A 25,737-nucleotide genomic window follows, 5' to 3' on the forward strand; every position below is an offset into this window, starting at 1 on the left:
CATATGAAAACGGACGAAATACTTGAAAAATTATGCCGAACGGACGGGGTGTCCGGATTTGAGGAGAAAATCGCCTCGCTTTGCACAGAGCTTTTAAAGGACGCGGGCGCAGACGAGGTATATACCGACGCATTGGGGAGCGTACATGCCGTTTTTGAGCCGCGGGGCGAGGCTGTGCGCACCGTGCTTTTGGACGCGCATATGGACGAGGTCGGCCTTATGGTGAGCGGCGTATGTGAAAACGGAATGATAAAATTTGTAAACATTGGCGGCGTAGACGCGCGCGTTCTGCCTGCCATGCGCGTGAAGATCCACGGCAAGCGCGATTATTTCGGCGTTATAACCAATCTTCCGCCTCATATCACAAGCTCGGGAGACTATAAAAAAGCCGTGCCCATAGACGAGATGTTCATTGACGCGGGCCTTTCGTATGAGGAGGCTTCGGAAAACATCTCCGCAGGCGACGCCGTGAGCTTTTTTACACCGGCGGGAACGATGCTCGGCGGGCGCTTTCTTTCAAAGGCGCTCGACGACAGGGCGGGTATCACGGCGCTTTTATACGCGGCGGGCGAGCTTAAAGGAAAGCTTATGAATACGCGTATCCACGTGCTTTTTTCCACGCAGGAGGAATTTTCGCTGTCAGGCGCGGCGGCGGGAGCGTATCTTTCCGGCGCCGATATGTGCATATGCGTTGACGTTGGACATGCAAGTACGCCCGATTCGAGATCCGACGATACATTTGAGCTTTCGGGCGGTCCTATGATAGGCGCGGCTCCGAGCCTTAAAAAGCGGTTCACGCGCGAGATCATAGATTTGGCCCGGTCGCTTGATATGACGTATCAGGTGGAAGTAATGGGCGGATCGTCCGGCACCAATGCATGGAGCATAGCGATATCGGGGCGCGGCATACCGTGCGCGCTGATCTCGATACCGCTAAGATATATGCACACGGGCGCGGAGGTGGTCTCCGTCTCCGATATCGAGGACGCAGGCAGGCTTGCGGCCGAGTATGTTTTACAAAAGGACAGGGGGTAGAAGGACCGTGGAGCTTATTGAGACGCTGTGCCGCCTTCGCGGAGTGACGGGAGACGAGGACGACGTTTCGTCGTATATAGAAGCGCGCATGAAAGAGGCCGGGTGCGAAGTCGTCGGCGACAGAATGGGGAACCTCATAGTAAAAAAACAGGGAAAAAACAGGCCGAAAACGCCCGTAACGCTGTATGCGCACATGGACGAGGTGGGCCTTATCATATCGAAGATACAGTCGGACGGGTTTTTAAGGTTCAAAACGGTGGGCGGCATTGACCCTCGCGTTCTTTTGTCAAAGACTGTTTTTGTAGGAGAAAATCGCATACGCGGCGTTATCGGCGTAAAGGCGGTACATCTTCAGACTAAGGAGACGCGCGAAAAGGCGCCCGATATCGACAAAATGTATATAGACGTCGGAGCAAAGGACGGGGACGAAGCAGAAAAATACGTGTCTTTGGGCGACTTCGCCTGCTTCGACGATGAGACTGTATATTTCGGTCAAAGGCGCATTTGCGCAAAGGCGCTTGACGATCGCGCAGGCTGCGCCGCGATAATGGAGACGCTGTCGGGCGAGCTTGAATACGATGTAAAAGCCGTATTTACCGTGGGCGAGGAGATAGGAACGCGCGGCGCGCGCGTAGCAGCAAAGGAAGCCGAAAGCGGCGTGGCCGTTATCGTTGAAACGACGACGTGCGCCGATTTTGACGGCGTGCCCGAAAACAAGAAGGTAACTCGGCTGGGCGAAGGGCCTGCGATATCGTTCATCGACAACTCTACGTTCTACGATCCAAAGCTCGTAAAGCTCGCGCTCTCGTGCGCCGAACAAAACGGTATATCGCATCAGATAAAAAAAAGCGGCGCAGGCGGAAACGACGCGGGCGCCGTATCGCAGGGCTTCGGAGGACATAAGGCGCTGAGCGTGTCCATGCCGTGCAGATATCTTCATTCGCCGTCAAGCGTGATATCGCTTGACGATTACGACAATACTAAGCGGCTTATCGCCGCGCTTATAAATAAATTGGGGGAACAGGGCTATGAATATTGATACGTCTCTTTTACTTGAATTATGCTCCGCTTTCGGCCCGTCGGGACATGAGAGCGGGATATCCGAGCTTATAGCGTCGAAGCTTCGGCCTTTTTCCGATGAGATATACAGCGACGCTTTGGGAAATCTCGTGGTGAGAAAGAAGGGCGCGGGCAAGCGCGTCATGCTGGCCGCGCATATGGATTCGGTCGGCCTTATAGTTACGAATATCACGGATGACGGATTTTTATACTGCGCGCCCGTAGGCGGCGTGTCGCCGTTTTACGCGCTTTCGGGATACGTGCGCTTCGAGAACGGTACGCGCGGCGTGATCATGTGCGGCACGAAGACGAAACGCGCCGAATTAAAGATTTCGGATATGTTTATAGACATAGGCGCGCGGGACGACAAAGAGGCGCAGAAGCTCGTCTCAGTAGGCGACGCCTGCGTTGTTGAGCACGAGGGCTTTGTTCAGAACGGACGCGTATTTTCAAACTTTCTTGACGACCGTATAGGCTGCTTTGTGCTTTTGGAGGCCTTTAAACGCTTAAAGGAGACCGACAATGATATATACTTTGTTTTCACCGTGCAGGAGGAGCTGGGCCTTAGGGGCGCGCGCGCCGTTTCGTATTCTATTGAGCCGGACGTCGCCCTTTCGGTGGACGTTATGACTGCGCCGGACACGCCCGATTCGTCGGGACACGGGCTTAAGCTCGGCGGCGGAGCAGGCATAAAGGTGAAGGACGGCTCGGTCATCACGCACAGAGAGGTGCGCGCGGCGCTTTGCGATATCGCAAAGGAGAAAGGCGTAAAGTATCAGCTCGAGGTCGCGCCGTCGGGCGGGACCGACGCGGGCGCGATACATCAAAGCCGCGCCGGAGTAAGAACTGGCGGACTTTCCGTTCCGTCGAGATATACCCATTCGGCGGGAGAATGCATAGACATTGCGGACGCGGAAGCCGCAATAAGTCTGGCGGCCGAATTTGCGGTAAGATAAACAAAAAAAATAAAAATTCCGCAGGAGGCGGAATTTTTATTTAAGGAGAAGACGATGTTCGATATAGACGAAAGAGTATTGAATTTATGCGGCGAGGCTGAAAAGAGCGTACGCCCCCAGTTTGAGCGCATAGACGAGATATGCAGATACAACACGATGAAGGTGCATCATGCTTTTTATAAGAACAAAGTAAGCGAGACGCACTTTATAGGCACCACAGGATACGGCTATTCCGACAGGGGCAGAGACGACCTTGACCGCGTATACGCCGACGCCTTTGAATGCGAGGACGCGCTTGTGCGCCATTCGATAGTTTCCGGCACGCACGCGCTTGACATAGCGCTTTTCGGACTTATGAGGCCAGGGAAAACGCTTTTATCGATCACGGGAAAGCCCTACGACACGCTTGACGAGATAATAGGCATAGCGGGGAAGAAGGGCGCGGGATCGCTTATTGATTTCGGAGTAAAATACCGCCAGACGGAGCTTAAAGACGGCCGAATAGATACTGACGCGGCCATAGAGGCGATGGACGATACGGTGAGCGTCGTGTTCGTGCAGCGCTCAAAGGGATACGCCTCCGACAGGCGCACGCTCACCTCAAAGGAGATAGGCGACGCGGCGAAAACAATAAAGGAAAAGTATCCCGACGTCGTCGTTTTGGTCGATAACTGTTACGGCGAATTCGTAGAGAAGCACGAACCGGTATACTACGGCGCGGACGTTATCGTAGGCTCGCTTATAAAAAATCCCGGCGGCAGCCTTGCGCGTTCGGGCGGCTATATGGCGGGCCGCGCCGATCTTATCGAGCTTATATCATACAGACTCACCTCGCCCGGAATAGGGCGCGAGGTGGGCGCCTCGCTAGGACAGAACCTCGATATGTACCGCGGATTTTATATGGCGCCGCATATAACGGCGCAGGCGTTAAAGACGAGCGTGTTCTGCGCGGAGGTTTATAAGCGGCTCGGATTTCATGTGAGCCCCGCGCCCGACGAGATAAGAAGCGATATAATCCTTGCGATAACGCTGGGAAGCGATAAGCTGCTTTCCGCGTTCTGCCGGGGGATACAGATGGGGGCGCCCGTTGATTCGTTTGTAACGCCCGAACCGTGGGATATGCCGGGCTATCAGGATAAGGTCATAATGGCGGCGGGCGCGTTCATCGGCGGCGCATCCATAGAGCTTTCGGCGGACGGACCGATGCGCGAGCCTTATATAGCTTACGTGCAGGGCGGCATAACGTGGGAAAGCGGATATCTTGGGATCGCGCTTTCAGTCGAAAAGCTGTTCTCGGAAGGACTTATAAATATTTAACGCGCGAAAAAAGTGTTTTTTGAGTGAAGCGGCGTATTAAATATATAGACAGGTGTTTTTTTAGAGTATTTTTTCGAGAGTTGTAATGAATAATTTTGACAAAGAAGAAAAAAGACCGCGTGAAAAAGCAATATTGGTAGGCGTTGAGTTTACTGCGGCGGGTCATAAGGGCAGCAGCCTTGAAAGCTTAAAGGAGCTGTCAAGGCTTTTAGACACTGCGGGAGGAGAAACTGTTTTTACAGTATTCCAAAAAAGGCCCGCTCCCGATCCCGCCACTTATGTGGGAGAGGGCAAGACTGACGAGATAAAGCGCGCCGCGGAGGCGCTCTCTGCGACTTTAGTCGTTTTCGACGCGGAGCTTAAGCCCACGCATATCAAAAATCTTTCGGACGAGCTCGGCGTAATGGTCATAGACAAAAGCACGCTGATACTCGATATTTTTGCGCTTCACGCCTCCACGCGAGAGGGAAAGATAGGCGTGGAGCTCGCTCAGCTTAAATATCAGCTTCCGCGGCTTCTCGGCATGGGACGCAATCTGTCGAGGCTGGGCGGCGGCATCGGCACGCGAGGCCCCGGCGAAACGAAGCTTGAGACAGACCGCCGCCATATCCGCGCGCGCATCGAGATGCTTGAGCGTGAGCTTTCCGACATACAGCGCACGCGGAGCGTGCAGAGGAAGGCGCGCACGAAAAGCACGATACCCAAAATAGCCATAATAGGATATACGAACGCGGGCAAATCAACGCTTCTTAATCATCTCACCGACGCCGGAGTGCTTGCCGAGGACAAGCTGTTCGCAACGCTTTCGACCACTACGAGAAGGCTTAGTATATCGGACACATGCGAAGCGCTAATAACCGATACGGTAGGTTTTATAAACGATCTGCCGCGCCATCTTTTCGAGGCGTTTGCCTCTACGTTCGACGAACTTAGGTGGGCTGACCTTTTTTGGCACGTAGTGGATATATCTGACGAGGATCATAAAGACCAGATGAAAGCGGTGCATGAGCTTATCGCGCGCATGGACGCTGAGGCGACCGACTGTATAACAGTTTACAATAAATGCGACGCTTCAAGCGGCGAACGGCTTGATTTTTCGTCGGATGCCGTATATATTTCCGCAAAAACGGGCGAAGGCATAGGCGAGCTTCTTTCTCTTACCGAGAAGAAGCTTCAGAACAGGAAAAAACAGATGCGCCTTATTATACCTTACGACAAAGGAGGCCTTGTAAGCCTTCTTCATGAAACGTCGAAGGTCATATGCGAGGAATACCGCGAAAGCGGCGTTCTTATAAGCGCGATAGTCGATGCGCAGGTTTACGGGAAAGTGAAAGAGCACGAGGTGGCGGACGATGGAGTATAAAACGGTAAAAAGCGAGGCAACTGGCGAATTTATTGAAAAGCGTTCGCGCTTTTTATGTCACGTAAAGCCCGTTTCGACTAATGAGGAAGCCGTTAAATTCATAAACGAAAAGAAGTCCAAATACTGGGACGCCACGCATAACGTGTACGCGTACATACTGCGCGAAGGCGGTATAATGCGCTACTCCGACGACGGAGAGCCGCAGGGCACGGCGGGACAGCCCGCGCTGGAGGTTTTGCGCCGCGAAGAGCTTTATGACCTTGTCGTCGTTATAACACGCTATTTCGGCGGTATAATGCTTGGCGCGGGGGGCCTTGTGCGCGCCTACGCAAGAGGCGCGAAGGAGGCCGTTGAGGCCGGCGGCGTCGCGCTCATGTGTTTGTGCCGAGACTTCGAGCTTAAAATAGAATACGCTCAGTACGAGCAGACGAAAAAGACTTTGGAAGCCATGGGCGCGGTTATTGCCGATACAGAGTACGCCGACAAGGTGACGATAAAGTATTACGTAAAGAAAAGCGAAGAGGACAAGCTTTCACACGCTCTTACGGAGCTTACGAACGGAGCGGCTTCGCCGAAGGCTTTGAAAGAAAGATTTATGCCTATTTAAGGAGGCGGTCTTATGACGATAAAGGACAGGATAGAGTTATTCGAGGAGAACTGTCTTTCGCCTTACGCGGCGAAGAGCAAAAACGCTCACAGAAGCGCGCCCGACACGCCCAACGATATGAGAGGCGAGTTTCAGCGCGACCGCGACAGGATAATCCACTCAAAGGCTTTCCGCCGCCTTATGCATAAGACCCAGGTATTTATTTCGCCTCAGGCGGACCATTACAGAACGAGGCTTACGCATACGTTCGAGGTCATGCAGATAGCGCGCTCAATTGCGCGCGCGCTTATGCTCAACGAGGACCTGACGGAGGCCGTTTCGCTGGGACACGACCTCGGTCATACGCCGTTCGGCCACGCGGGCGAGCGCGCCCTTTCCGAGCTTTTCAAAAGCGAGGGCGGCTTTGACCACGCCTGCCAGAGCGTGAGAGTCGTGCGGCTTTTGGAAAAGGACGGGCGCGGACTTAATCTTACGGACGAGGTATGCGACGGCATACTCAATCATTCTACGGGCAAAAGGGCAAAAACGCTTGAAGGCCGGATAGTCAATTTAGCCGACAAGATCGCCTATATAAACCATGACATAGACGACGCGATAAGCGCGGGGATCCTGTCGTCGGAGGCGCTGCCTTCCGAGCTTACGGATATATTCGGCGATACGGGGCGAAAGCGCATCGATACGATGATACGAAGCGTCGTTGATTATAGCAGGAACAAAGGCGACGTGAAGATGGAGCCTTCTTCGCTTAAAGCAATGTACGAGCTTAGAAAGTTTCTTTTTGAGAGCGTATACAACAATCCGAAGGTGCGCGGCGAGGAGCCGAAGGTCCATTCGCTCATCATGCAGCTTTTTGAGTATTTTACGGCGCACCCCGAAAAGCTGCCGAACGATTACGCCTTTGTCGCAGAGCGCGACGGCGTGAGGGCTTCGGTGCGCGATTATATCGCCGGCATGACGGACAGATACGCGCTTGAGATGTATAAGTCGCTGTTTTTGCCGAGGTCGTTTACCATGAAGGCGAACGACTGACACAAACGGCAAATAAATTGCAAAGGCAGGAGGTGGACGACGTGGATATAATAGGGCGGGAAACGCTGGCCGACATACGCGCGGCATGCGATATTGCAGATATAGTGTCGCAGTATGTGCCGCTTACAAAAAGCGGGAGCGGATATCTTAAGGGACTTTGCCCGTTCCATTCGGAAAAGACGCCGTCGTTTACCGTAACTCCCGCCAAAGGCATATATAAATGCTTCGGCTGCGGCGAAAGCGGCGACGTAATAACATTTATAATGAAAATAGAGGGCCTTGAATTTGTAGAGGCCGTGAAATTTCTTGCACAGAAGGCAAATATCGAGATAAAAATGAGTAAAGAGGGCGAGCAGCTTTTAAAACAGAGGCGCTCTCTCTATGAAATAAACCGCGACGCCGCGCGCTACTATAACGCCGTGCTTACTGCGGACAACGAAAACGACGGTATCTTGTATCTTAGGAAACGCGGGCTTTCGGACAGGCTGATAAAAACATACGGCCTCGGATTTTCTCTTAATACGTGGGACGGCGTAACTTCGCATCTTTTGGCGAAGGGGTATTCGCCCTCGCAGCTTGTCGAGCTGGGCCTTTCGGTAAAAAACAAGTCAGGAGGGCTTTACGACAGATTCAGAAACCGCGTGATGTTTCCTATAATCGACATATCGGGCAATGTTATAGGCTTCGGAGGACGTACCGTGTCAAACGAAGGAGCGAAGTACTTGAATTCTCCCGAAAGCCCGATATTCAAAAAGAGCGAAAACCTGTTTTCACTCAATTTTGCAAAAGCTCAAAAAAGCGACACGCTCATTCTGGCTGAAGGATATATGGATGTTATATCGCTTTACGGCGCGGGCTTTAAATATGCCGCGGCGTCTTTGGGCACCTCGCTTACGGCGCAGCAGGCGCGTCTTGCCGCCAGATTTTTTAAAAAGATAGCGATAGCATACGATTCCGACAACGCGGGAAGGGCGGCCTCGGCAAAAGCATTGAATCTTTTTTCCGATCTGAACGTCGAAGTAAAGGTGCTCGATCTGGGAGACAAAAAGGACCCGGACGAATTCATCCGCGCATACGGAGCGGGCGCGTTTTCAAAGCTTTTCGACTCGTCGAAGGGATACATAGATTACTCGCTTTATGAGCTTTCGCAAAAAAACGACGTAAGCGACCCGCGAGGGAAGGTCTCTTTTCTTCGCGGCGCGGCGGCCATACTTGCCGACGTGAAAAGCTCGCTCGAACGCGACGTATATATTTCAAAGATCGCGGCGGAATACGACGTATCGCGCGAGGCGCTGGAGGGCGAGATAAAGCGCATTGTAAGAAATAACAGGCGGCAGGCCGAAACAAAGCGAAAACGCGAGCTTATATCGCCTGCGGCAAAGAAGAACGCTCCGCCGACGTCAGAGCAGCTTCTACTTTCCATATTATTCGACGAGCCCGCGCTTTGGGACGAAATAAGCCAAAGGATCTCGCCTGAGGATATGAAAGACGAAAAAGATGCAAAAATACTTAAATATATCATCGACGCATACGACGAAGGCCGTCTTCCGGATATATCCGAAGCCCATTTATACCTTTCGGCAGATGAGGTGGGATATCTTGCTTCGATGATGCAGCACAGCTTTACCGACAGGAAAGGCGCTCTTTTGGATATTACGGCTCATCTGGAGGAGGAGCGCCTTAAAGAGGAGAGCGTTCTAAAAGAGGACGTTACGAAAAAATGGGTAGAGCTTCTTAAGAAGAAAAAAGCAGGCAATTCTTAAAAAGAAGGACGGAGATAAATATGGCAGAAGAAAAGACCAATATATTAAAGGAACTTGTAGAGACCGCCAAAAAGCGCGGAAGCATGTCCAATAAAGAGATATTGGATATGCTGGAGGATGTGGATATCGACGTAGAGGTGATGGAAAAGCTCTATGAAACGCTTGAAAGCCTTGGCATAGAGATAGCTCCGGATGAGGAGGATTTTTCACCCGAGGATCTGTCCTTACCTGAGGAACAGGGCGAATCGCAGCCTTCGTCCGGCGAGTCGTTCGCAATAGACGATCCCGTGAGAATGTATTTAAAGGAAATAGGAAAGGTAAATCTTCTGTCGGGCGATGAGGAGATAGAGCTGGCAAAGCGAATGGCCGAGGGCGATGAAGAGGCCAAAAAGAAGCTTGCCGAGGCAAACTTAAGACTTGTGGTAAGTATAGCAAAGCGCTACGTGGGGCGCGGTATGCTCTTTCTCGATCTTATACAGGAGGGCAACATGGGCCTTATCAAGGCAGTGGAAAAATTTGACTATACACGCGGATATAAATTTTCCACTTATGCGACGTGGTGGATACGTCAGGCCATAACGCGCGCGATAGCCGACCAGGCGCGCACGATACGCATACCCGTTCACATGGTGGAGACCATAAATAAAATAATAAGAGTTTCGCGTCAGCTGCTTCAGGAATTGGGACATGATCCGCAGCCGGAGGATATAGCAAAAGAGATAAATATGCCCGTTGAAAAGGTGCGCGAGATCATGAAGATAGCACAGGAGCCCGTATCGCTTGAAACGCCGATAGGCGAAGAAGAGGACAGTCATCTCGGCGATTTTATTCAGGACAACGACTCTCCGGAGCCTGCCGTTGCCGCCGCCGAAACGCTCTTAAAGGAGCAGCTTGCAGAAGTGTTAAAAACTCTTACCGAAAGAGAAGCTACAGTGCTGCAGCGCCGCTTCGGCTTGATCGACGGGCGCGCCAGAACTCTTGAGGAAGTCGGCAAGGAGTTTAACGTTACAAGAGAGCGTATACGTCAGATAGAAGCGAAAGCTTTAAGAAAACTGCGTCATCCCAGCCGCTCCAAACGGCTCAAAGACTTTTTGGACTAGAATATTATTTTGGAGGAAAGCATGGCTGACGATAAGAACATAATCCTAAACAGAATAATTGCGATAGTTAAAGAAAAGGGTAGCATATCGCAAAAGGATATGCTTGATATACTTGACGAAGCCGATATGGACGTTGACGCAGTTGAAAAACTGTATGACGCCATGGAAGACGTTGGAATAAAAATAACGGAAGACCTTGAAGGAGATATGGAGTTTACACAGGAGGAATTCCAAAATGCCGAAACTGACGAGGAGCCTTCCGTTTCGGACGCACACACAGCCCACACCGACCGTGCGGTATACGATCCTGTAAGAATGTATTTAAGGGAAATAGGCAGCATATCGCTTTTGTCAGCTCCACAAGAGCTTTTATATGCGGAGATGATGACAAACGGAGATATGGATGCAAGGAACAAGCTCATAGAAGCCAATCTCCGCCTTGTTGTGAGCATAGCAAAAAGATATGTCGGCCGCGGCATACCTTTTTTAGACCTGATACAGGAGGGCAACATAGGCCTTATGAAGGCGGTAGAAAAGTTTGATTATACGCGCGGCTATAAGTTTTCCACATATGCAACGTGGTGGATACGCCAGTCGGTATCGCGCGCAATAGCTGATCAGGCGCGCACGATACGCATCCCCGTACATATGGTGGAGACTATAAACAAGATAAACCGCGTTTCGCGCAGGCTTACCCAGGAATTGGGGCATGAGCCCACGCCCGAAGAGATAGCGCGCGAGCTTTCAATGAGTCCCGAAAGAGTAAACGATATAATGAAGCTCGCTCAAGAGCCTGTGTCGCTTGATATGCCTATCGGCGAGGAGGACGACGGAACTTTGGGAGACTTTATCAAGGATTCCGACTCGCCGGACCCCGAACAGCTTGCATCGCTTGAAATGCTGAAGGCTCAGATCGCCGAAGTGCTTACAAAGCTTACTCCCAGAGAAGCGGAGGTGATACGTATGCGCTTCGGGCTTTTGCCCGACGGACGAATACGAACGCTCGAAGAAACGGGCATGCACTTCAATGTAACGCGTGAGCGTGTGCGTCAGATAGAGGCCAAGGCTTTAAGAAAGCTGAGACATCCGAGCCGCTCAAAGCAGCTCAGGGATTTTTATGCATACACAAAGGGTTTGTAATTTAGTTAAGATTGGGGATTGCAAACTATGAGCGTATAAGTTATAATATTAAAAGCTGTGGCTTTAAGTAAGGCTGTGCTAGCCGGGGAGGCAGCGGCGCCCTGTCGCCTGCAATCCGCTATAGCAGGGGTGAATCCCCGTTTTAGGGGCGCGTCGGTGTGGTCAGTCTTTTGTAAGTGGTTATGACGAATTGGTCTTGTGCAATAAAAACCTGTGAACCTTGTCAGGCGGGGAACCGAGCAGCAATAAGCAGTGATTTTTGTGTGCCGCAAGGGCGCCTGTTCCGAGCTAACTGCAAAATAAACGCATGGCGGTGTCGTTTCGAGATCGGGTGCGCAGCCTTACTTGGAGCCGCAGCTTTTGAATTTTAAAAAAAGAAGGGTGCAAATATGTATCAGGCGCTTTACCGGAAATACCGTCCAAAGGTCTTTTCGGACGTGGTAGGTCAGGACCATATAACTACCACGCTTAAAAATGAGATAAAGCTTGGCCGTATCGCCCATGCATACCTTTTTACGGGTACGCGCGGAACGGGCAAGACAACGTGCGCCAAAATATTTGCAAAGGCAATAAATTGTCTTTCCCCGCATGACGGCGAACCGTGCGGAGAATGTGAAATATGCAAAGGCGTAGAAAACGAGAGCATCTTAGACGTTATCGAAATGGACGCGGCGTCTAATTCCGGCGTTGACAACATGCGCGATATCATTGAAGACGTGCGCAGCGCGCCGCTTATGACAAGGTATAAGGTTTACATAATCGACGAGGTGCACGCCCTGTCGGCGAATGCCTTCAACGCGCTTTTAAAGACGCTTGAGGAGCCGCCTGCGGATACGGTCTTTATACTGGCCACTACCGAAGTACATAAGCTTGCGGCAACTATTCTGTCACGATGCCAGCGCTTCGATTTCAGACGTGTGGATACGGAACTTATTGCCGAAGTCATCTCAAAGATACTTAAGAGTCAGGAGATATCGTTTGATGAAGACGCAGCCATGGAAGTTGCGCGTATGGGACGCGGATCTGTGCGCGATGCGCTTTCGGTGCTTGAGCGCTGCATATCGGCAGACGAACGCTTAACGCGCGAGCATGTGCTGTCCATATTGGGCATGGCGAACGATGAGATGCTTTTGACCTTTTTGGACTGTTTTCATAATAAAGATCTTACGCGCGCCCTTTTGACGATGGAGCAGGTTTACGCCGGCGGAAAGGATATAAGCGTGCTTTGCGAGCGGCTTATCTGGATGTGCCGCTGCGTACTTGTGGCAAAGTCGGGAAAGGCGGGAGCCGCGCTTATACAAAACAGCGAAAGCGGTGCGAAGGAAATAATCGAATTTTCGCGCAAGGTATCGCTTACCGAGGCGCTTTGGTGGTCTAAGGAGCTGTCGTCAACGCTTGACCGACTGCCGCGTACCACATCTCACCGTATAGTATTTGAAATGTGTTTGATACGCCTTTGCGAGGAAAGGCTTTCTAATGACGAGGCGGCGCTTTCGGAGCGCGTAGCGAGGCTTGAAGATATGGTGTCGTCACAAGATCTCGTCATGCGGCCGGCAGGCGACTTAAAGCCTGCAAGTGTTTCCCCCAAAATGGCAAAGCCCGAAGAATATGAAGCGCCGCAAATAAATATATGTGCGGCTGATGAAAAAGAAGATGAAACGGCGCCCTTTGAGCCCGCAAAGCCCGAGGAAAACAAAGATGAGGCGATGACGCCCATAAAGGAGGAAGCCGCCGCTTCGCCTGCGCCTGAATATGAGGAAGGCCTCCCGTTCGGCAAATACGCAAGGACGATAGCCGAGATAATGAAAGACGATCCGATGACGGGAAGCCTTATGAAAAATACGGCAGCATATGCATATAAAACGCATATCGAGATAATCTGCGCAAACATTTTTGATAAAGAGCTTTTGGAAAAGAATAAAAAAACCATAGAAGAAGCTATATCAAAACAGCTCGGCAAAAAGATGAAGGTAGAGCTTGCAGCAGGTAAAAAAAGCGATGCGCCGAAGATGCAAAAACGCGCTGCTGCCGAGCCCGATCCGCTCGATTCCATAGCGGAATATGACGAAGACAACAATATAACTTTTGACGATCTATAAAAACTAACATTTAAAGGAGAGAACGATATGGCAAAAATGCCCAGAGGAGCAATGCCCAGAGGCGGTATGCCCAACATGAACAATATGATAAAGCAGGCACAGAAAATGCAGGCTGAGATGCAGAAAATACAGGACGAGTTTGAAACGAAGGAATTTGAGGTATCCTCAGGCGGCGGGGCCGTGAACGTGAAGATAAGCGGCAAGCTTGAGATACTTGCTCTCGACATAAAGCCCGACGTGGTAGACCCCGAAGATATCGACATGCTGTCTGATCTTATAACTGCCGCCGTGAACGAAGCTATAAGAAAGGCGACGTCTGAAAGAGAAGAGGCCCTCGGCAAGATAACGGGCGGTATGGGCGGCCTGTTTTAAGCTATGAGCTATTATATAGCGCCCGTTGCAAGACTTATAGAACAGTTCGAGCGTCTGCCCGGCATAGGCCATAAGAACGCGCAGAGGCTTGCTTTCTATGTGCTTCGCATGGAGGAAAGCGAGGCCGAAGCCTTTGCCAGGGCTATAATCGACGCAAGAAAAAACGTGACCTACTGCCGCGTTTGCCAAAACATTTCGCAAACGGAGGTCTGCAAGCTCTGCGCCGACGAGACGCGCGACAAAAAGACGATATGCGTAGTCGAGCAGCCGAAGGACGTGGCCGCGATAGAGCGCACGCACCGCTACCGCGGCAGCTATCATGTGCTGCACGGCGTGATCTCGCCCATTGACAACGTGGGACCCGCCGATATACGCGCGCGAGAGCTTTTAATGCGCTTAGGCGAGGACGATATATCCGAGGTGATAATGGCGACGAATCCCACGGTGGAGGGAGACGCCACGGCCATGTATCTTTCGCGCCTTATAAAGCAGCTCGGCGTCAAGGTGACGCGCATCGCCTACGGCATACCCGTCGGCGGCGACCTTGAATACGCCGACGACGTGACGCTCATGCGCGCGCTGGAGGGACGGCGGGAAATATAGAAAAACACGCGGCGGCTTTGGGCTTGCCGCGTATTGTTTTATTATTGTAAGATACTTAAGGACGGTGAAAAAATGCCCCTTTTATTTGTAAGAAGCGACGTCACGAAAATGAAATGCGACGCCATAGTTAACGCCGTTGACAACGATATGGATCCCGGAGGCGGCGCCGACGCGGCCATACATAAGGCGGCCGGACCGGGGCTTTTTGAGGAATGCGCGGCTTTGGGCGGCTGCGCCACGGGCATGGCGAAGATAACGGGCGCATACGATCTGCCGTGTAAGTATATAATACATACGGCGGGGCCGCGCTGGCGCGGGGGAAACGCGGGCGAGGAGGACGCGCTCGTATCATGCTACAGTCAGTCTCTTTTACTTGCCCTTTCCCACGGCTGCGAAAGCATAGCCTTTCCTCTTATATCGAGCGGCAGCTTCGGTTATCCGAAAGAAAAGGCGCTGAAGACGGCGGAAAACGCCATACGCGCTTTCCTTTCGGAAAACGATATGACGGTTTATATCGTTTTCTACGATAAAGAAAGCTTTGCCATAGGAAAGAGCCTTAAATACGATATAGAGGAATATATCGACGAGCGAAGCGTCGACGAGGTATACCATCAAAGGCCTCTCCACTCTGAGAGGGAGCGCTTTTCCGTTTTTGCAGGTTCGGCGGCGGCGCCTAAGGAGGACAAAAGCTTAAAGGACGCGCTTTCGGCGCTGGACGAGAGCTTTTCGCAGATGCTTTTAAGACTGATAACCCAAAAGGGCATGACGGACGCCGAATGCTACAAAAAGGCCAATATCGACAGGAAGCTCTTTTCCAAGATAAGAAACAACGTAAACTACAAGCCGAAGAAAACTACGGCCGTCGCGTTCGCCGTCGCGCTCGAGCTTTCGCTTGACGAAACGCGCGAGCTTCTTATGAAGGCGGGCTTTGCGCTCTCGCACAGCAGCAAGTTCGACGTGATCATAGAGTATTTCATAAGCAGAGGAAATTATAATATATTTGAGATAAACGAAGCGCTGTTCGAGTTCGATCAGGCGCTTTTGGGCGCGTAAAAATGTCGCATACGAAGCGACCCAAGGAAAAGTTTCCCGGGATATAATGTGACCGTAAGATAAAGACACGGTCACATTATTTTATTAAGGGAGGAAACGACGATGAAAAACGACGTAACGGAGCTTGTGTTCATTCTTGACCGCAGCGGTTCCATGGCGGGGCTTGAGGACGACACGATAGGAGGCTTTAATTCGCTTATTGAGAAGCAGAAGAAAGAGACGGGCAAATGCCTCGTGTCCACGGTGCTTTTTAACAGTGAAAGCAAGGTGATACACGACCGCATGGGCCTTGACGACGTGCCGAAAATGACGCGCGGGGACTACGTGCCCTGCGGCTCGACCGCGCTTATAGACGCGATAGGCTGCGCTGTAGGCCATATCGGGAACATACATAAATACGCGCGCCCCGAGGACGTGCCAAAGCATACGATGTTCATTATAACGACGGACGGCATGGAAAACGCGAGCCACATATATTCGAGCGACGAAGTAAAGCGCATGATAAGCCGCCGAAAGGAGAAAGAGGGCTGGGAGTTCATATTCATCGGAGCGAATATAGACGCCGTAGAAACGGCGGGGAGATTTGGCATCGACGCGGGGCACGCCGCAAATTACCACGCCGACAGAGAGGGCACGGCTGTAGTTTACGAGGCGGTGAGCGATACCGTAAGAGCCGTAAGACGCGTCGGCAGCGTAGGCTCCGGCTGGCAAAAGAAGATAAACGACGACTATAATAAGAGAAGAAAGTAAAATACTGCGCGGACGGCAGACACCGTCCGCGCTACGCTTTCTAAATTGTAAGTACTTGAATTATAATAGAATATATGATATTTTAAAAGCACAGATACCGCGGTTATTAAAAAATAAAAATAAGGGGTGCGAAAAATGTCAGGTTTATTTTCCGAGATCACGATAAAGAATACGAAATTAAAAAACAGGATAGTCTTTCCGGCGATGCTCGTGTGCGATATAGACGCGCCGAACGGACATGTAAGCCGAGCTTATCTCGATCATTACGAGTGGGTAAGCGACAGAGGCGTGGGCATGATAATCGCCGGAGCGGCTTACGTCAGCGAAAACGGCAAAATGACGCCCAAATCACAGCTTGGTGTATCTTCCGACGAACATATAGAGGGCCTGTCCAAGATCCCCGAAATATGCCATAAAAAAGGAGTGCCGGTGCTCATGCTCATAAACCATGCGGGAGTAAATGCAGCAGGTACGGATGATTATGTGGCGTCGTCCGTTTTAAGAGTGGAATCGAAGATCTTCAACACGGTGGCGATATCGAGAGAAATGACGAAGGAAGAGATAAAGAAATACGAGCAGGATTATGTTGACGCTGCCGTAAGATGCGAAAAAGCAGGCTTTGACGGAGTGCAGGTGCAGTGTGCGCACACATATCTTTTCGATACCTTCCTTTCGAGTGAAAAGAATAAGCGCACCGACGAATACGGCGGAAGTCTTGAGAACCGCGCAAGGATAGTCGTTGAGACGATACAAGCGATAAAGAAGCGCGTAGGCCCCGACTTCATCGTGGCCGTAAGAATGCCGTACAATGCGCCTTCGATAGAGGACGCAGTAGAGTTTGCAAAGATGTTTGAGGCGGCGGGCGCGGATTATATAGAGGTATCATGGGGAACGCTCAGCTTCGTTGCCGTAACGGCGGGCGAAGGCCCCAAGGCCCCCGAAGGCTTTAAATTTGACAATATCCCCTACGGCGCATCACAGATAAAAAAAGCCGTATCCGTTCCGGTAGGCGGCGTGTGGATGATGCGCTCGGAAAGCGCGCACGAAATGATAGAAAACGGATACAGCGACACCGTGGACGTGCTTCGCGGCATACTTATAGACCCCGACTGGGTAGAGAAGGCAAAAGAAAAGAAGCCGTCTAACAAGTGCTTAAACTGCAAGCCCATATGCCGCTGGTATATGGACAGAACAAAGTGTCCGCAGTGGAACAAGCTGCCCGCAGAGATACGCTTAAATCGGTAATAAAGATCCCCTTTTTATGTTGTTCCTATCGGCAGGGCGCACGGTCATACGGCCGTGCGCTCTGCCTATATATTGACAATAGCGTTTGAGGCGTTATAGAATATATAAAAAACATACAAAACGGAGGCGGAGCAATGTTTGAGAATATAATAAAAAACGTAAGAGAAAAAACGCCCCTCGTTCATTGCATCACAAACAACGTTACGGTAAACGACGTTGCAAACATACTGCTTGCATGCGGAGGCTCTCCGATAATGGCGCAGGACGCGCGTGAAGCCGCCGAAATAACGGCGCTTTCAGATGCGCTTTATCTCAATATCGGCACGTTGAGCGAACAGTCCGTTAAAAGTATGATAATATCGGCGCGCGCAGCCGAAAAGAAGGGCATACCCGTCGTGCTCGATCCCGTGGGCGCGGGAGCGTCGTCGTTTCGTACAGAAAGCGCAAAAAGCATTCTTGCCGCCGCGCCTGTATCGATAATACGCGGCAACGTCTCCGAAATAATGACGCTTGCCGGAATAAAAGCCCATACGAAGGGCGTTGACGCGGGAAACGCCGATACGTCGCGCTCCACTGTGGATCTTCTTGTGGATACGGCGAAAAACCTGGCCCGCACGACCGGCGCGGTCGTAGGCATTTCGGGAAAGACCGATATAGCGACCGACGGCAGGCGCGTAGTTCTTATTAAGAACGGACACAGCGATATGGCGAAGATCACGGGTACGGGATGTATGCTTACGGCTGTTGCCGCCGCATATGCCGCCGCAAACCCCGACGATCTGCTAAACGCTTTAGCGACTGCGTTTTGCGCGGTGGGGCTTGCGGGTCAGCGCGCAAGGGAGCGCATGGTCTTGGAAAACGCCGGGAACGCGTCGCTTCGTATGTGGTTTATAGATAATATATATAAAATGGGATATAACGATTTGAAAGGTGGAGCAAAATATGAGATTTACTAAAACGCCGGACGCATTAAGAAAGTCGATGCATCTTTATGCTATAACAGACAGAAAATTCTTAAAGGAAGGGCAGACGCTTGCAGACCAGGTGAGAGAAGCGATAGAGGGCGGCGCGACGTTCATCCAGATAAGAGAAAAGAACATATCGTTCGACGAATACGTGCGCCTTTCAAAGGAAGTAAAGGCCGTGACCGACGAATACGGCGTGCCGTTCGTTGTGAACGACGACGTTGACGTGGCGCTTGCCTGCGGCGCGGACGGCGCGCACGTGGGGCAGGAGGACCTTGACAGCGGCGAGGCGAGAAGAAAGCTCGGCCCGAACGCGATACTCGGCGTTTCCGCATCGAGCGTAGAGGAGCTTTTGGCGGCAGTAGAGAGCGGCGCGGATTATTTGGGCGTGGGCGCGATATTCCCCACGGGCACAAAGCTCGACGCAGACCCCGTGACGTATGAGATGCTAAAGAAAATATGCGAGGCCTCGACTGTGCCGATAGTTGCGATAGGCGGCATATCGAAGGACAATATCTTAAAGCTAAAGGGAAGCGGCATAGACGGCGTTGCCATAGTTTCGGCCATCTTCGGCGCGGACGATATAAGAAAAAGCGCAGCCGAGCTTTCAAGGCTTACCGACGAGGTAACGGGAAAGTAACAAATAAACAGGCTTTAGGTTTATCTGCCGAAAGAGTTTTTTTCGGCAGATATTTTTTGCTTAAAAATAGCCGCTTACGCCTTTACACTATACGCCTTACGTGATATAATCGACATATGACGGAAACAATGAGAAAGGAGGCCGACTGTATGGCAAGACCGCAGAGATGCCGCAGAATATGCAAAGAGCCGACGTTCGACTCATTTTTTCCCGGCGGCAGGGAGTGTGCCGGAGCCGTTACGCTGTCGGTCGATGAATTTGAGGTCATACGTCTTGTCGATTACGAAAAGAACACGCATGAGCAGTGCGCGGCGCGCATGGATATATCACGCACGACCGTTACCGAGATATACGAAAGCGCCAGATTCAAGCTTTCGGACAGCATCGTGAACGGGAAAAAGCTTGTTATAGGCGGCGGAAATTACCGTCTGTGCGACGGGGTCGAGCAAAAAAGCTGCGGTATGCAGTGCCATGTGACCGAGTACGTCAGTGATAAAATAATCAAACAAAAAGGAGAAAATATTATGAGGGTAGCCGTAACGTACGAAAACGGACAGGTATTTCAGCATTTCGGCCATACGAAGCAGTTTATGCTGTTTGACATTGAAAATAACGAAGTGGTCTCGTCACAGATCATCGACGTTTCGGGCGGCGGCCACGGCGCGCTTGCAGGCTTTCTTTCCTCAAATAACGTAGATACGCTCATCTGCGGCGGCATAGGCGGCGGCGCGAAGGATGCGCTTACAAATGCGGGTATAAAGTATTACGGCGGCGTTCGCGGAAGCGTTGAAAGAGCCGCTTCCGATTTTGCGAAGGGCTCGCTTTTATACGATCCGTTCGCAAGCTGCAGCGACAGTAAAGGGCACGGCCATCATCACGGCGAAGGACACGAATGCGGCGAACACGGATGTCACGAATAATTTGGAGGCGACTGTAAAATGAGTGATAAATGCAACAACAACTGCGCCGAGTGCGGCGCGGACTGCGCAGAAAGAAAAGAGAAGCAGAGCTTTTTGGAAAGCCCCATGTCTTCTACCAATGTGGGAAAGATAATCGGCGTAGTAAGCGGAAAGGGCGGCGTGGGAAAATCGCTTGTTACAACGCTCCTTGCGTCGGCCATGAGAAAAAGCGGCTTTGAAACGGCCGTACTTGACGCGGACATAACGGGCCCTTCCGTTCCGAAGATCCTCGGAATAAAAGAAAAGGCGTATTCCGACGGCGAGGGCATATATCCCGTTTTAAGCAAAAGCGATATAAAGGTGATGTCGATAAACCTTCTTTTACCCGACGAGACCGATCCCGTCGTATGGCGCGGCCCGATAATCGCGGGCGCGGTAAAGCAGTTCTGGACCGACGTAGTATGGGGCGACGTGGACTATATGTTCGTGGATATGCCCCCCGGAACGGGCGACGTACCGCTTACGGTGTTCCAGTCGCTTCCGATAGACGGCATAATCATCGTGGCTTCGCCTCAACAGCTTGTGGAAATGATAGTGAGCAAGGCGTTCAAAATGGCAGAGACTATGGATATCCCCGTTTTGGGACTCGTTGAGAACATGTCGTATTACGTATGCCCCAACTGCAAAGAGAAGCATTTTATCTTCGGCGACAGCAAGATAGAAGAGCTTGCCGAAAGGTTCGGCATAAAGACGACGGCAAGGATACCGATAGACGAAAAGCTTGCCGCTCTCTGCGACAGCGGCGATATAGAATCGCTTGAGCAGAGCTGGACGGACGATATCGTAAAGGCGATAAAGGACGCGCCCGCAAGATTTGCAGGCGCCGAGGGCGCAGTACTTTCATAAAAGCAAAAGAGCTGCCGAAGGGACCTCCCTTCGGCAGTTCGCTATTCCAAGATCATATTTATATGCGGTATTTCGTCTATCAGGTATTCATCGGATACTTTAACGAAGCCTAACCTTTCGTAGAACTCCTTCGTATACGTTTGGGCGGCTATTTTTATTCTTTTTGCGCCGAGTTCGCTTTTCGCAATGCGTATGCCCTCGCGCACTATGGCGCTTCCCGTTCCCGCGTGCCTTTTTGCGGAGATAACGCGGGTTATTTTTACCTCGCCGGGTGAAAACCCCTTTGAAAGTATGCGAAGGCAGGCGGCAAGCTCGCCGCCGTGTGTCATAAATACGTGGAGCGCGTCCTGATCCTTGTCGTCCATATCGAGATAGCGGCTCTGCTGCTCCACCACGAATACGGACGAGCGGAGCTTCAGTATCTCGTAAAGCTCGTAAACGGTAAGCTCGTCAAAGCGTTTTACATGAAGTTCCATACGGCGTTTCTCCGATCGAAAGTTTATCAGGTGTTCTTATCTACCTGTTTCATCTTTTTTAAGTTGCCCGACTTTTTGCGGCGCTCGCGCAGGTTATCTTCCACCTCGCGCACGTCTATATCAAGCTCGGCAAGCATTACGTTAAGATGATACAGAAGATCCGCCGTCTCGTTTATGACAGGCTCTTTTTCGCCGTTCTTTGCGGCGATTATCGTTTCGGCGCACTCCTCGCCGACTTTTTTAAGTATCTTGTCTATGCCCTCTCTGAACAGATAGGCCGTGTACGAGCCTTCCTCTTTGCTCTCTCTTCTCGAGATGACAACGTCGTACATCTCGGCTAAAATACTGTCGTTCATGTTGTTTCCTCCGTTAGAATTTTTTAAGAGTTCGATAAAAGCAGGAGCGGTTTCCCGTGTGGCACGCCGCGCCTATCTGCTCTACCGTGATAAGCAGCGTGTCGCAGTCGCAGTCGTAGAATATTTCCGATACGTTCTGTATGTGGCCGCTCGTTGCGCCTTTGTTCCAAAGCTCGCCGCGCGAACGCGACCAAAACCATGTCTGCCCCGTAAGCAGCGTGCGCTTTAATGATTCGCGGTCCATGTATGCGAGCATCAGCGTCTTATTAGTTATTTTATCCTCAACTACGGCGGGTATCAAGTCGTTTTTTTCAAAAAACGGCTCTATATCATAAGGGAATGGCGGAGGGCCGTTTTTCTTTACGCTTATCGCCAGGGAAAGATCGAGCATTCCCGAATAGAGTGACTTTCCGGCGATAACGCCGTAAAGCCCCATGCGCGAGACTGTGTTTATATCCTCGATATCCCTTACGCCGCCGCTTGCTATGATATTGCACGACACCGCGTCGGAAAGCGCCCAAAGCTGAGAGAAGTTGGGGCGCGCAAGCGTGCCGTCGCGCCCGATATCCGTAAAGACTATCGTCTTTACGCCGATATCCTCCATAGCGCGCGCAAGCTCGATATAGCTTACCTTGCTGTCGGAAAGCCAGCCTTCGGTGCTTACGTATCCTTCTTTTGCGTCGATACCTACGGTTATCTTGTCGCCGAAAGCCTTTACCGCTTCAACGACGAGCGGTTTATTTTTAAGCGCGACGCTGCCCAATATCACATGGCTTGCGCCTGCCGAAAGCACCGCCTCTATGGTTGCCATGTCTCTTACGCCGCCGCCGAATTCTATTTCAAGCGGCGCGGCCGCCTTTATTTCCGAAAGCACGTCTAAATTCTTAGGCTTTCCTGCCTTTGCGCCGTCGAGATCGACGACGTGAAGATGGCGCGCGCCGGCGTCGTAGAATTTTTTAGCCGTATCCGCCGCGCTGTCGGCTACAGTATGAGCCGTGTCATAGCGCCCTTTATAAAGGCGCACCGGCGTTTTGTTGATAAGGTCGATAGCGGGAAGTATTATCATATAAAAGCCTCCGTTCTATAAAACGCCCTTGCTTGAAAGCGCGCCGCCGCCGCTTTTTGAAACGGCCTCTTTAAGCGCGCGGGCAAGCGCCTTGTAAAGCGCTTCCGTCGCGTGATGCGCGTTCTCGCCGTACAAAAGCTTCGCATGGAGCGTTACTCCGGCGTTTACGGCAAAGGCACGGAAGAACTCAACGGTCATCTGAGTATCGTAATCGCCGCACATGGGAGCCTTAAAGTCCGCGTCGAACACTAAAAACGGGCGGTTTGATATGTCGAGCGAAACGAAGGCGAGCGCTTCGTCCATGGGAACATACGCCGTGCCGAAGCGCGAGATGCCCGACTTGTCGCCTAAGGCCTCAAAAAATGCGCGCCCCAAAACGATGCCGCAGTCCTCAACGGTGTGGTGGCAGTCAACATGAAGGTCGCCCTCGCAGGAAAGCGTCATATCGAAGCCGCCGTGAACGCACATGGCCGTGAGCATATGGTCAAAAAAGCCGACGCCCGTTTTTATGTCGCTTTTGCCGCTTCCGTAAAGCTCCAGCTCCAATGAAATATTCGTTTCTTTCGTTTTTCTTTCCGTTTTCACGTCAAATCTCCTTTAAAACTTTTTTAAAAGCCGCTAAAAACTCATCGTTTTCATCGCGCGAGCCTGCCGTTACGCGAAGGTATTCGCCCGCAAGGCATCTTATGGCAATACCCTCTTTTTTTAACGCCTCGAATACCTTTACGGCGTTTTTTCCGCGCATGAGCGCGAAATTTGAAACGGTAGGTATAAGCTCAAAGCCGCCGTTGGGGCATACGTCTTTAAGCTTCGACTCAAGATATTTTCTTTCGTTTACTATGGTCTCCGTTACGGATCTAAGCTTTTTTGCGTCCGAAAGCATAACGCAGGCCGCCGCCTGAGTGAGCGAATTTACGTTGAACGGCGATTTTACCTTGCGTATAACGGAGGTAAGCTCCTTGTTAGTCACGGCAAAGCCGAGACGCGCAGCCGCAAAGCCCGCCGCCTTTGACGCCGTGCGAAGCACGATGAGATTGTCAAAGCTCTCTACGTCGCGCACGACAGTATCGCCGTAAAAATCCATATACGCCTCGTCTATGATGCAAAGCGCCTGAACGCTTTTTGTGAGCTTTATTATCTCGTCGCGGCTGTACGCCTGTCCCAGCGGATTGCATGGATTTGAAAACATAACGGCGCGCGGCTTCTTTACGTTCACGTCGGCTATGAGCTCGTCGCACGGTATCTTATACATGCCGTCCGGCCGGTCGAACGATACGACAGAAAGCTCTTTAAGCTGTGCGTAGAACTCGTACATCGAAAAATCGGGCGGAGTTATGTAAAGCTTGTCGCCGGCGGAGAAAAAGCCCTGTATTATAACGTTTATAAGCTCGTCGGAGCCGTTTCCCGGCGTGATAAGATCAGGCGAAACGTCTATATAGGCGGCGTACTTTTTTACCGCCTCCGCCGCAAGCGGGTCGGGATAGCGGTTAAAGCTTACCGAAGAGACGGCCTCGGCTATCTTCTTTCTCGTTTCCGCGTCGGGCAGAAAAGGGCTTTCATTCGCGTCAAGGCGGATCTTATATACGTCCGTATTCGGCACATATTCCTTCATTGCCGCCATGCGCGGCGATATGTATTTGTTCAAAGGCTTTTGTCCTCCTTCATTCTTACTGTTATGGAGCCTGCGTGCGCGTCAAAGCCCTCCGCCATAGCGAACGTGACGGTATCGCGCGCGGCGGCGCTCAAGGCTTCGCCTGAAAACTCTATGAAGTTTATTTTTTTCACAAAGCTGTCCACGTTAAGGCCCGAGAAAAAGCGCGCGCTGCCGCCCGTGGGAAGCACGTGGCTCGGCCCCGCGATATAGTCGCCTATCGGCTCGGGCGTCATCGGGCCCAAAAACACGGCGCCCGCGTTTCTTATCCTGTCAAGATATTTTCCGGCGTCTGAAAGCATTATCTCAAGATGCTCCGGCGCTATTTCGTTTGCAAGCTCTATGCAGTCGTCTATGCTTTTGCATACGACTATGCGCGAATAATCCGAAAGCGAACGCTCTATCGTTTCTCTGCGGCCAAGGCGCGCCGTCTGTATCGAAAGCTCGCGCTTGACCTTATTCGCGAAATCCTCGGAGAGGCATAAGAGTATTGCCGAAGCCATAACGTCGTGCTCCGCCTGCGACAAAAGGTCTGCCGCGGCATACGCGGGATCGGCGTTGTCGTCGGCTATTACCATGACCTCCGACGGTCCGGCTATCATGTCTATATCGACTACGCCGTATAAAAGACGCTTCGCCGTTGCAACGAATATATTGCCGGGGCCTACTATCTTGTCGGCGCGCTCTATCGACTCGGTGCCGTATGCGGCGGCGGCTACGCCCTGCGCGCCGCCTGCCTTGTATATCTTTTTTACGCCCGCTATGCGCGCGGCGGCAAGGATATTTTTGTTAAGTCTGCCGTCTTTGCCGGGCGGCGTTATTATGAACACCTCACTCACGCCGGCAACGAGCGCGGGCACGGCGTTCATAAGCACCGACGAGGGGTAGGCCGCGCGTCCGCCGGGGACGTAAAGCGCCGCTCTTTTAAGCGGGATAATCCGCTGCCCCATACGCGCGCCGTTCTTTTCGGTCTCCCACGAGGAGCGAAGCTGCCTTTTATGAAAATCGTAAATATTTTCGGCCGACTTTTCCATTGAGCGCACGAGCGCGGGATCGGCCGAAGCATACGCCGCCTCTATCTCTTTTTCGTCCGCGGCAAATTCGCCTATCGAAACGCCGTCGAACTGCATCGTATAACGTCTTACGGCCTCGTCGCCGCCGGTTTTAACGTCTTCTATTATCTTTGCCACAGAAGCGGTTATCCGCTCGTCGGCCTGGGCGTTTCTGCCGCGCACGAGCTTTATTATCTCGCCTTCGTTTGAACTGTCGATTATCCTTATCATAGGA

The 25,737-nt window shown here is 51.7% G+C and carries 26 protein-coding genes and 1 other RNA gene; 21 read left to right on the forward strand and 6 right to left on the reverse strand.

The window, feature by feature from the left end; all coding sequences use genetic code 11:
* Positions 1–3 precede the first annotated feature (3 nt).
* The 21 genes from IJG50_08200 (at position 4) to IJG50_08300 (ending at position 20,901) form a co-directional block, all read left to right on the forward strand.
* The gene (locus IJG50_08200) at positions 4–1,035 is read left to right on the forward strand and encodes a M20/M25/M40 family metallo-hydrolase (GenBank protein ID MBQ3379825.1); all 1,032 of its coding nucleotides are present in this window, start codon (positions 4–6) and stop codon (positions 1,033–1,035) included.
* Positions 1,036–1,042: 7 nt separating this feature from the next.
* Positions 1,043–2,074 carry a M42 family metallopeptidase gene (locus tag IJG50_08205; GenBank protein ID MBQ3379826.1) on the forward strand — a complete coding sequence of 344 codons (1,032 nt, stop codon included), beginning with the start codon at positions 1,043–1,045 and terminating at the stop codon, positions 2,072–2,074.
* Positions 2,064–3,050, forward strand: a complete 987-nt coding sequence (locus IJG50_08210) for a M42 family metallopeptidase (protein MBQ3379827.1) — start codon at positions 2,064–2,066, stop codon at positions 3,048–3,050. Before IJG50_08205 ends, IJG50_08210 begins: the two co-directional genes overlap by 11 nt.
* A gap of 54 nt (positions 3,051–3,104) precedes the next feature.
* Positions 3,105–4,367, forward strand: a complete 1,263-nt coding sequence (locus IJG50_08215) for a methionine gamma-lyase family protein (GenBank protein MBQ3379828.1) — start codon at positions 3,105–3,107, stop codon at positions 4,365–4,367.
* A gap of 85 nt (positions 4,368–4,452) precedes the next feature.
* Positions 4,453–5,730, forward strand: a complete 1,278-nt coding sequence (hflX, locus tag IJG50_08220; GenBank protein MBQ3379829.1) for a GTPase HflX — start codon at positions 4,453–4,455, stop codon at positions 5,728–5,730.
* Positions 5,720–6,337 carry a YigZ family protein gene (locus IJG50_08225; GenBank protein MBQ3379830.1) on the forward strand — a complete coding sequence of 206 codons (618 nt, stop codon included), beginning with the start codon at positions 5,720–5,722 and terminating at the stop codon, positions 6,335–6,337. The genes hflX and IJG50_08225 overlap by 11 nt, the downstream gene beginning before the upstream one ends.
* A gap of 12 nt (positions 6,338–6,349) precedes the next feature.
* The gene (locus IJG50_08230; protein ID MBQ3379831.1) at positions 6,350–7,366 is read left to right on the forward strand and encodes a deoxyguanosinetriphosphate triphosphohydrolase; all 1,017 of its coding nucleotides are present in this window, start codon (positions 6,350–6,352) and stop codon (positions 7,364–7,366) included.
* A gap of 41 nt (positions 7,367–7,407) precedes the next feature.
* On the forward strand, positions 7,408–9,129 hold the full coding sequence (locus IJG50_08235) for a DNA primase (protein MBQ3379832.1): 1,722 nt from the start codon (positions 7,408–7,410) through the stop codon (positions 9,127–9,129).
* Positions 9,130–9,149: 20 nt separating this feature from the next.
* Positions 9,150–10,229: an RNA polymerase sigma factor RpoD gene (rpoD, locus tag IJG50_08240; protein ID MBQ3379833.1), complete on the forward strand. Its 1,080-nt coding sequence runs from the start codon at positions 9,150–9,152 to the stop codon at positions 10,227–10,229.
* Between the two features lie 21 nt (positions 10,230–10,250).
* Positions 10,251–11,369: an RNA polymerase sigma factor RpoD gene (gene rpoD, locus IJG50_08245; GenBank protein MBQ3379834.1), complete on the forward strand. Its 1,119-nt coding sequence runs from the start codon at positions 10,251–10,253 to the stop codon at positions 11,367–11,369.
* A gap of 73 nt (positions 11,370–11,442) precedes the next feature.
* An RNA gene (gene ffs / locus IJG50_08250) (signal recognition particle sRNA large type) lies at positions 11,443–11,708 on the forward strand.
* A gap of 50 nt (positions 11,709–11,758) precedes the next feature.
* On the forward strand, positions 11,759–13,468 hold the full coding sequence (gene dnaX / locus IJG50_08255) for a DNA polymerase III subunit gamma/tau (GenBank protein ID MBQ3379835.1): 1,710 nt from the start codon (positions 11,759–11,761) through the stop codon (positions 13,466–13,468).
* Positions 13,469–13,504: 36 nt separating this feature from the next.
* Entirely contained in the window at positions 13,505–13,840 is a 336-nt protein-coding gene (locus tag IJG50_08260) for a YbaB/EbfC family nucleoid-associated protein (GenBank protein ID MBQ3379836.1), read from the forward strand.
* Between the two features lie 3 nt (positions 13,841–13,843).
* A complete protein-coding gene (gene recR / locus IJG50_08265) occupies positions 13,844–14,443 on the forward strand; it encodes a recombination protein RecR (GenBank protein MBQ3379837.1) in 600 nt (199 codons plus the stop codon).
* Between the two features lie 72 nt (positions 14,444–14,515).
* Positions 14,516–15,496, forward strand: a complete 981-nt coding sequence (locus tag IJG50_08270) for a macro domain-containing protein (protein ID MBQ3379838.1) — start codon at positions 14,516–14,518, stop codon at positions 15,494–15,496.
* Positions 15,497–15,598: 102 nt separating this feature from the next.
* Complete coding sequence (locus IJG50_08275; protein ID MBQ3379839.1) at positions 15,599–16,246, forward strand: VWA domain-containing protein; 648 nt, start codon at positions 15,599–15,601, stop codon at positions 16,244–16,246.
* Positions 16,247–16,381: 135 nt separating this feature from the next.
* Positions 16,382–17,491 carry an NADH:flavin oxidoreductase gene (locus tag IJG50_08280; GenBank protein MBQ3379840.1) on the forward strand — a complete coding sequence of 370 codons (1,110 nt, stop codon included), beginning with the start codon at positions 16,382–16,384 and terminating at the stop codon, positions 17,489–17,491.
* 134 nt (positions 17,492–17,625) lie between these two features.
* Positions 17,626–18,447: a hydroxyethylthiazole kinase gene (gene thiM, locus IJG50_08285; protein MBQ3379841.1), complete on the forward strand. Its 822-nt coding sequence runs from the start codon at positions 17,626–17,628 to the stop codon at positions 18,445–18,447.
* A complete protein-coding gene (gene thiE, locus IJG50_08290; GenBank protein ID MBQ3379842.1) occupies positions 18,434–19,096 on the forward strand; it encodes a thiamine phosphate synthase in 663 nt (220 codons plus the stop codon). Before thiM ends, thiE begins: the two co-directional genes overlap by 14 nt.
* Positions 19,097–19,245: 149 nt before the next feature.
* Positions 19,246–20,016 (forward strand): DUF134 domain-containing protein, encoded by a 771-nt coding sequence (locus IJG50_08295; GenBank protein MBQ3379843.1) that lies wholly within the window; start codon positions 19,246–19,248, stop codon positions 20,014–20,016.
* Between the two features lie 18 nt (positions 20,017–20,034).
* Complete coding sequence (locus IJG50_08300) at positions 20,035–20,901, forward strand: Mrp/NBP35 family ATP-binding protein (GenBank protein ID MBQ3379844.1); 867 nt, start codon at positions 20,035–20,037, stop codon at positions 20,899–20,901.
* Between the two features lie 41 nt (positions 20,902–20,942).
* Here IJG50_08300 and IJG50_08305 read toward each other — a convergent pair whose 3' ends face one another.
* From IJG50_08305 to hisD, 6 genes are read right to left on the reverse strand one after another with little or no spacing between them, the layout of a single operon-like run.
* Positions 20,943–21,377: a GNAT family N-acetyltransferase gene (locus IJG50_08305; protein MBQ3379845.1), complete on the reverse strand. Its 435-nt coding sequence runs from the start codon at positions 21,375–21,377 to the stop codon at positions 20,943–20,945.
* Positions 21,378–21,403: 26 nt separating this feature from the next.
* Entirely contained in the window at positions 21,404–21,733 is a 330-nt protein-coding gene (gene hisE / locus IJG50_08310; protein MBQ3379846.1) for a phosphoribosyl-ATP diphosphatase, read from the reverse strand.
* A 13-nt stretch (positions 21,734–21,746) separates the two neighbouring features.
* A complete protein-coding gene (gene hisA / locus IJG50_08315) occupies positions 21,747–22,799 on the reverse strand; it encodes a 1-(5-phosphoribosyl)-5-[(5-phosphoribosylamino)methylideneamino]imidazole-4-carboxamide isomerase (protein MBQ3379847.1) in 1,053 nt (350 codons plus the stop codon).
* Between the two features lie 15 nt (positions 22,800–22,814).
* Positions 22,815–23,384 carry an imidazoleglycerol-phosphate dehydratase HisB gene (hisB, locus tag IJG50_08320; GenBank protein MBQ3379848.1) on the reverse strand — a complete coding sequence of 190 codons (570 nt, stop codon included), beginning with the start codon at positions 23,382–23,384 and terminating at the stop codon, positions 22,815–22,817.
* Position 23,385: 1 nt separating this feature from the next.
* Positions 23,386–24,444: a histidinol-phosphate transaminase gene (gene hisC / locus IJG50_08325; GenBank protein ID MBQ3379849.1), complete on the reverse strand. Its 1,059-nt coding sequence runs from the start codon at positions 24,442–24,444 to the stop codon at positions 23,386–23,388.
* Positions 24,441–25,733, reverse strand: a complete 1,293-nt coding sequence (gene hisD, locus IJG50_08330; GenBank protein ID MBQ3379850.1) for a histidinol dehydrogenase — start codon at positions 25,731–25,733, stop codon at positions 24,441–24,443. Before hisD ends, hisC begins: the two co-directional genes overlap by 4 nt.
* Positions 25,734–25,737: the final 4 nt, after the last annotated feature.

The sequence above is a fragment of the Clostridia bacterium genome (assembly GCA_017405765.1).
In the GTDB taxonomy this organism is placed as follows: domain Bacteria; phylum Bacillota; class Clostridia; order Oscillospirales; family RGIG577; genus RGIG577.

Bases quoted from the DNA above. Each gene is read 5' to 3' on its own strand.
- IJG50_08260 (MBQ3379836.1), top strand. From the start codon at position 13,505: ATGCCCAGAGGAGCAATGCCCAGAGGCGGTATGCCCAACATGAACAAT.
- dnaX (MBQ3379835.1), top strand. From the start codon at position 11,759: ATGTATCAGGCGCTTTACCGGAAATACCGTCCAAAGGTCTTTTCGGAC.
- rpoD (MBQ3379834.1), top strand. From the start codon at position 10,251: ATGGCTGACGATAAGAACATAATCCTAAACAGAATAATTGCGATAGTT.
- thiE (MBQ3379842.1), top strand. From the start codon at position 18,434: ATGAGATTTACTAAAACGCCGGACGCATTAAGAAAGTCGATGCATCTT.
- hisA (MBQ3379847.1), bottom strand. From the start codon at position 22,799: ATGATAATACTTCCCGCTATCGACCTTATCAACAAAACGCCGGTGCGC.
- hflX (MBQ3379829.1), top strand. From the start codon at position 4,453: ATGAATAATTTTGACAAAGAAGAAAAAAGACCGCGTGAAAAAGCAATA.
- IJG50_08230 (MBQ3379831.1), top strand. From the start codon at position 6,350: ATGACGATAAAGGACAGGATAGAGTTATTCGAGGAGAACTGTCTTTCG.
- IJG50_08300 (MBQ3379844.1), top strand. From the start codon at position 20,035: ATGAGTGATAAATGCAACAACAACTGCGCCGAGTGCGGCGCGGACTGC.
- hisD (MBQ3379850.1), bottom strand. From the start codon at position 25,733: ATGATAAGGATAATCGACAGTTCAAACGAAGGCGAGATAATAAAGCTC.
- hisE (MBQ3379846.1), bottom strand. From the start codon at position 21,733: ATGAACGACAGTATTTTAGCCGAGATGTACGACGTTGTCATCTCGAGA.
- IJG50_08270 (MBQ3379838.1), top strand. From the start codon at position 14,516: ATGCCCCTTTTATTTGTAAGAAGCGACGTCACGAAAATGAAATGCGAC.
- IJG50_08210 (MBQ3379827.1), top strand. From the start codon at position 2,064: ATGAATATTGATACGTCTCTTTTACTTGAATTATGCTCCGCTTTCGGC.
- recR (MBQ3379837.1), top strand. From the start codon at position 13,844: ATGAGCTATTATATAGCGCCCGTTGCAAGACTTATAGAACAGTTCGAG.
- rpoD (MBQ3379833.1), top strand. From the start codon at position 9,150: ATGGCAGAAGAAAAGACCAATATATTAAAGGAACTTGTAGAGACCGCC.
- IJG50_08200 (MBQ3379825.1), top strand. From the start codon at position 4: ATGAAAACGGACGAAATACTTGAAAAATTATGCCGAACGGACGGGGTG.
- IJG50_08295 (MBQ3379843.1), top strand. From the start codon at position 19,246: ATGGCAAGACCGCAGAGATGCCGCAGAATATGCAAAGAGCCGACGTTC.
- IJG50_08215 (MBQ3379828.1), top strand. From the start codon at position 3,105: ATGTTCGATATAGACGAAAGAGTATTGAATTTATGCGGCGAGGCTGAA.
- IJG50_08275 (MBQ3379839.1), top strand. From the start codon at position 15,599: ATGAAAAACGACGTAACGGAGCTTGTGTTCATTCTTGACCGCAGCGGT.
- IJG50_08225 (MBQ3379830.1), top strand. From the start codon at position 5,720: ATGGAGTATAAAACGGTAAAAAGCGAGGCAACTGGCGAATTTATTGAA.
- IJG50_08280 (MBQ3379840.1), top strand. From the start codon at position 16,382: ATGTCAGGTTTATTTTCCGAGATCACGATAAAGAATACGAAATTAAAA.
- thiM (MBQ3379841.1), top strand. From the start codon at position 17,626: ATGTTTGAGAATATAATAAAAAACGTAAGAGAAAAAACGCCCCTCGTT.
- IJG50_08305 (MBQ3379845.1), bottom strand. From the start codon at position 21,377: ATGGAACTTCATGTAAAACGCTTTGACGAGCTTACCGTTTACGAGCTT.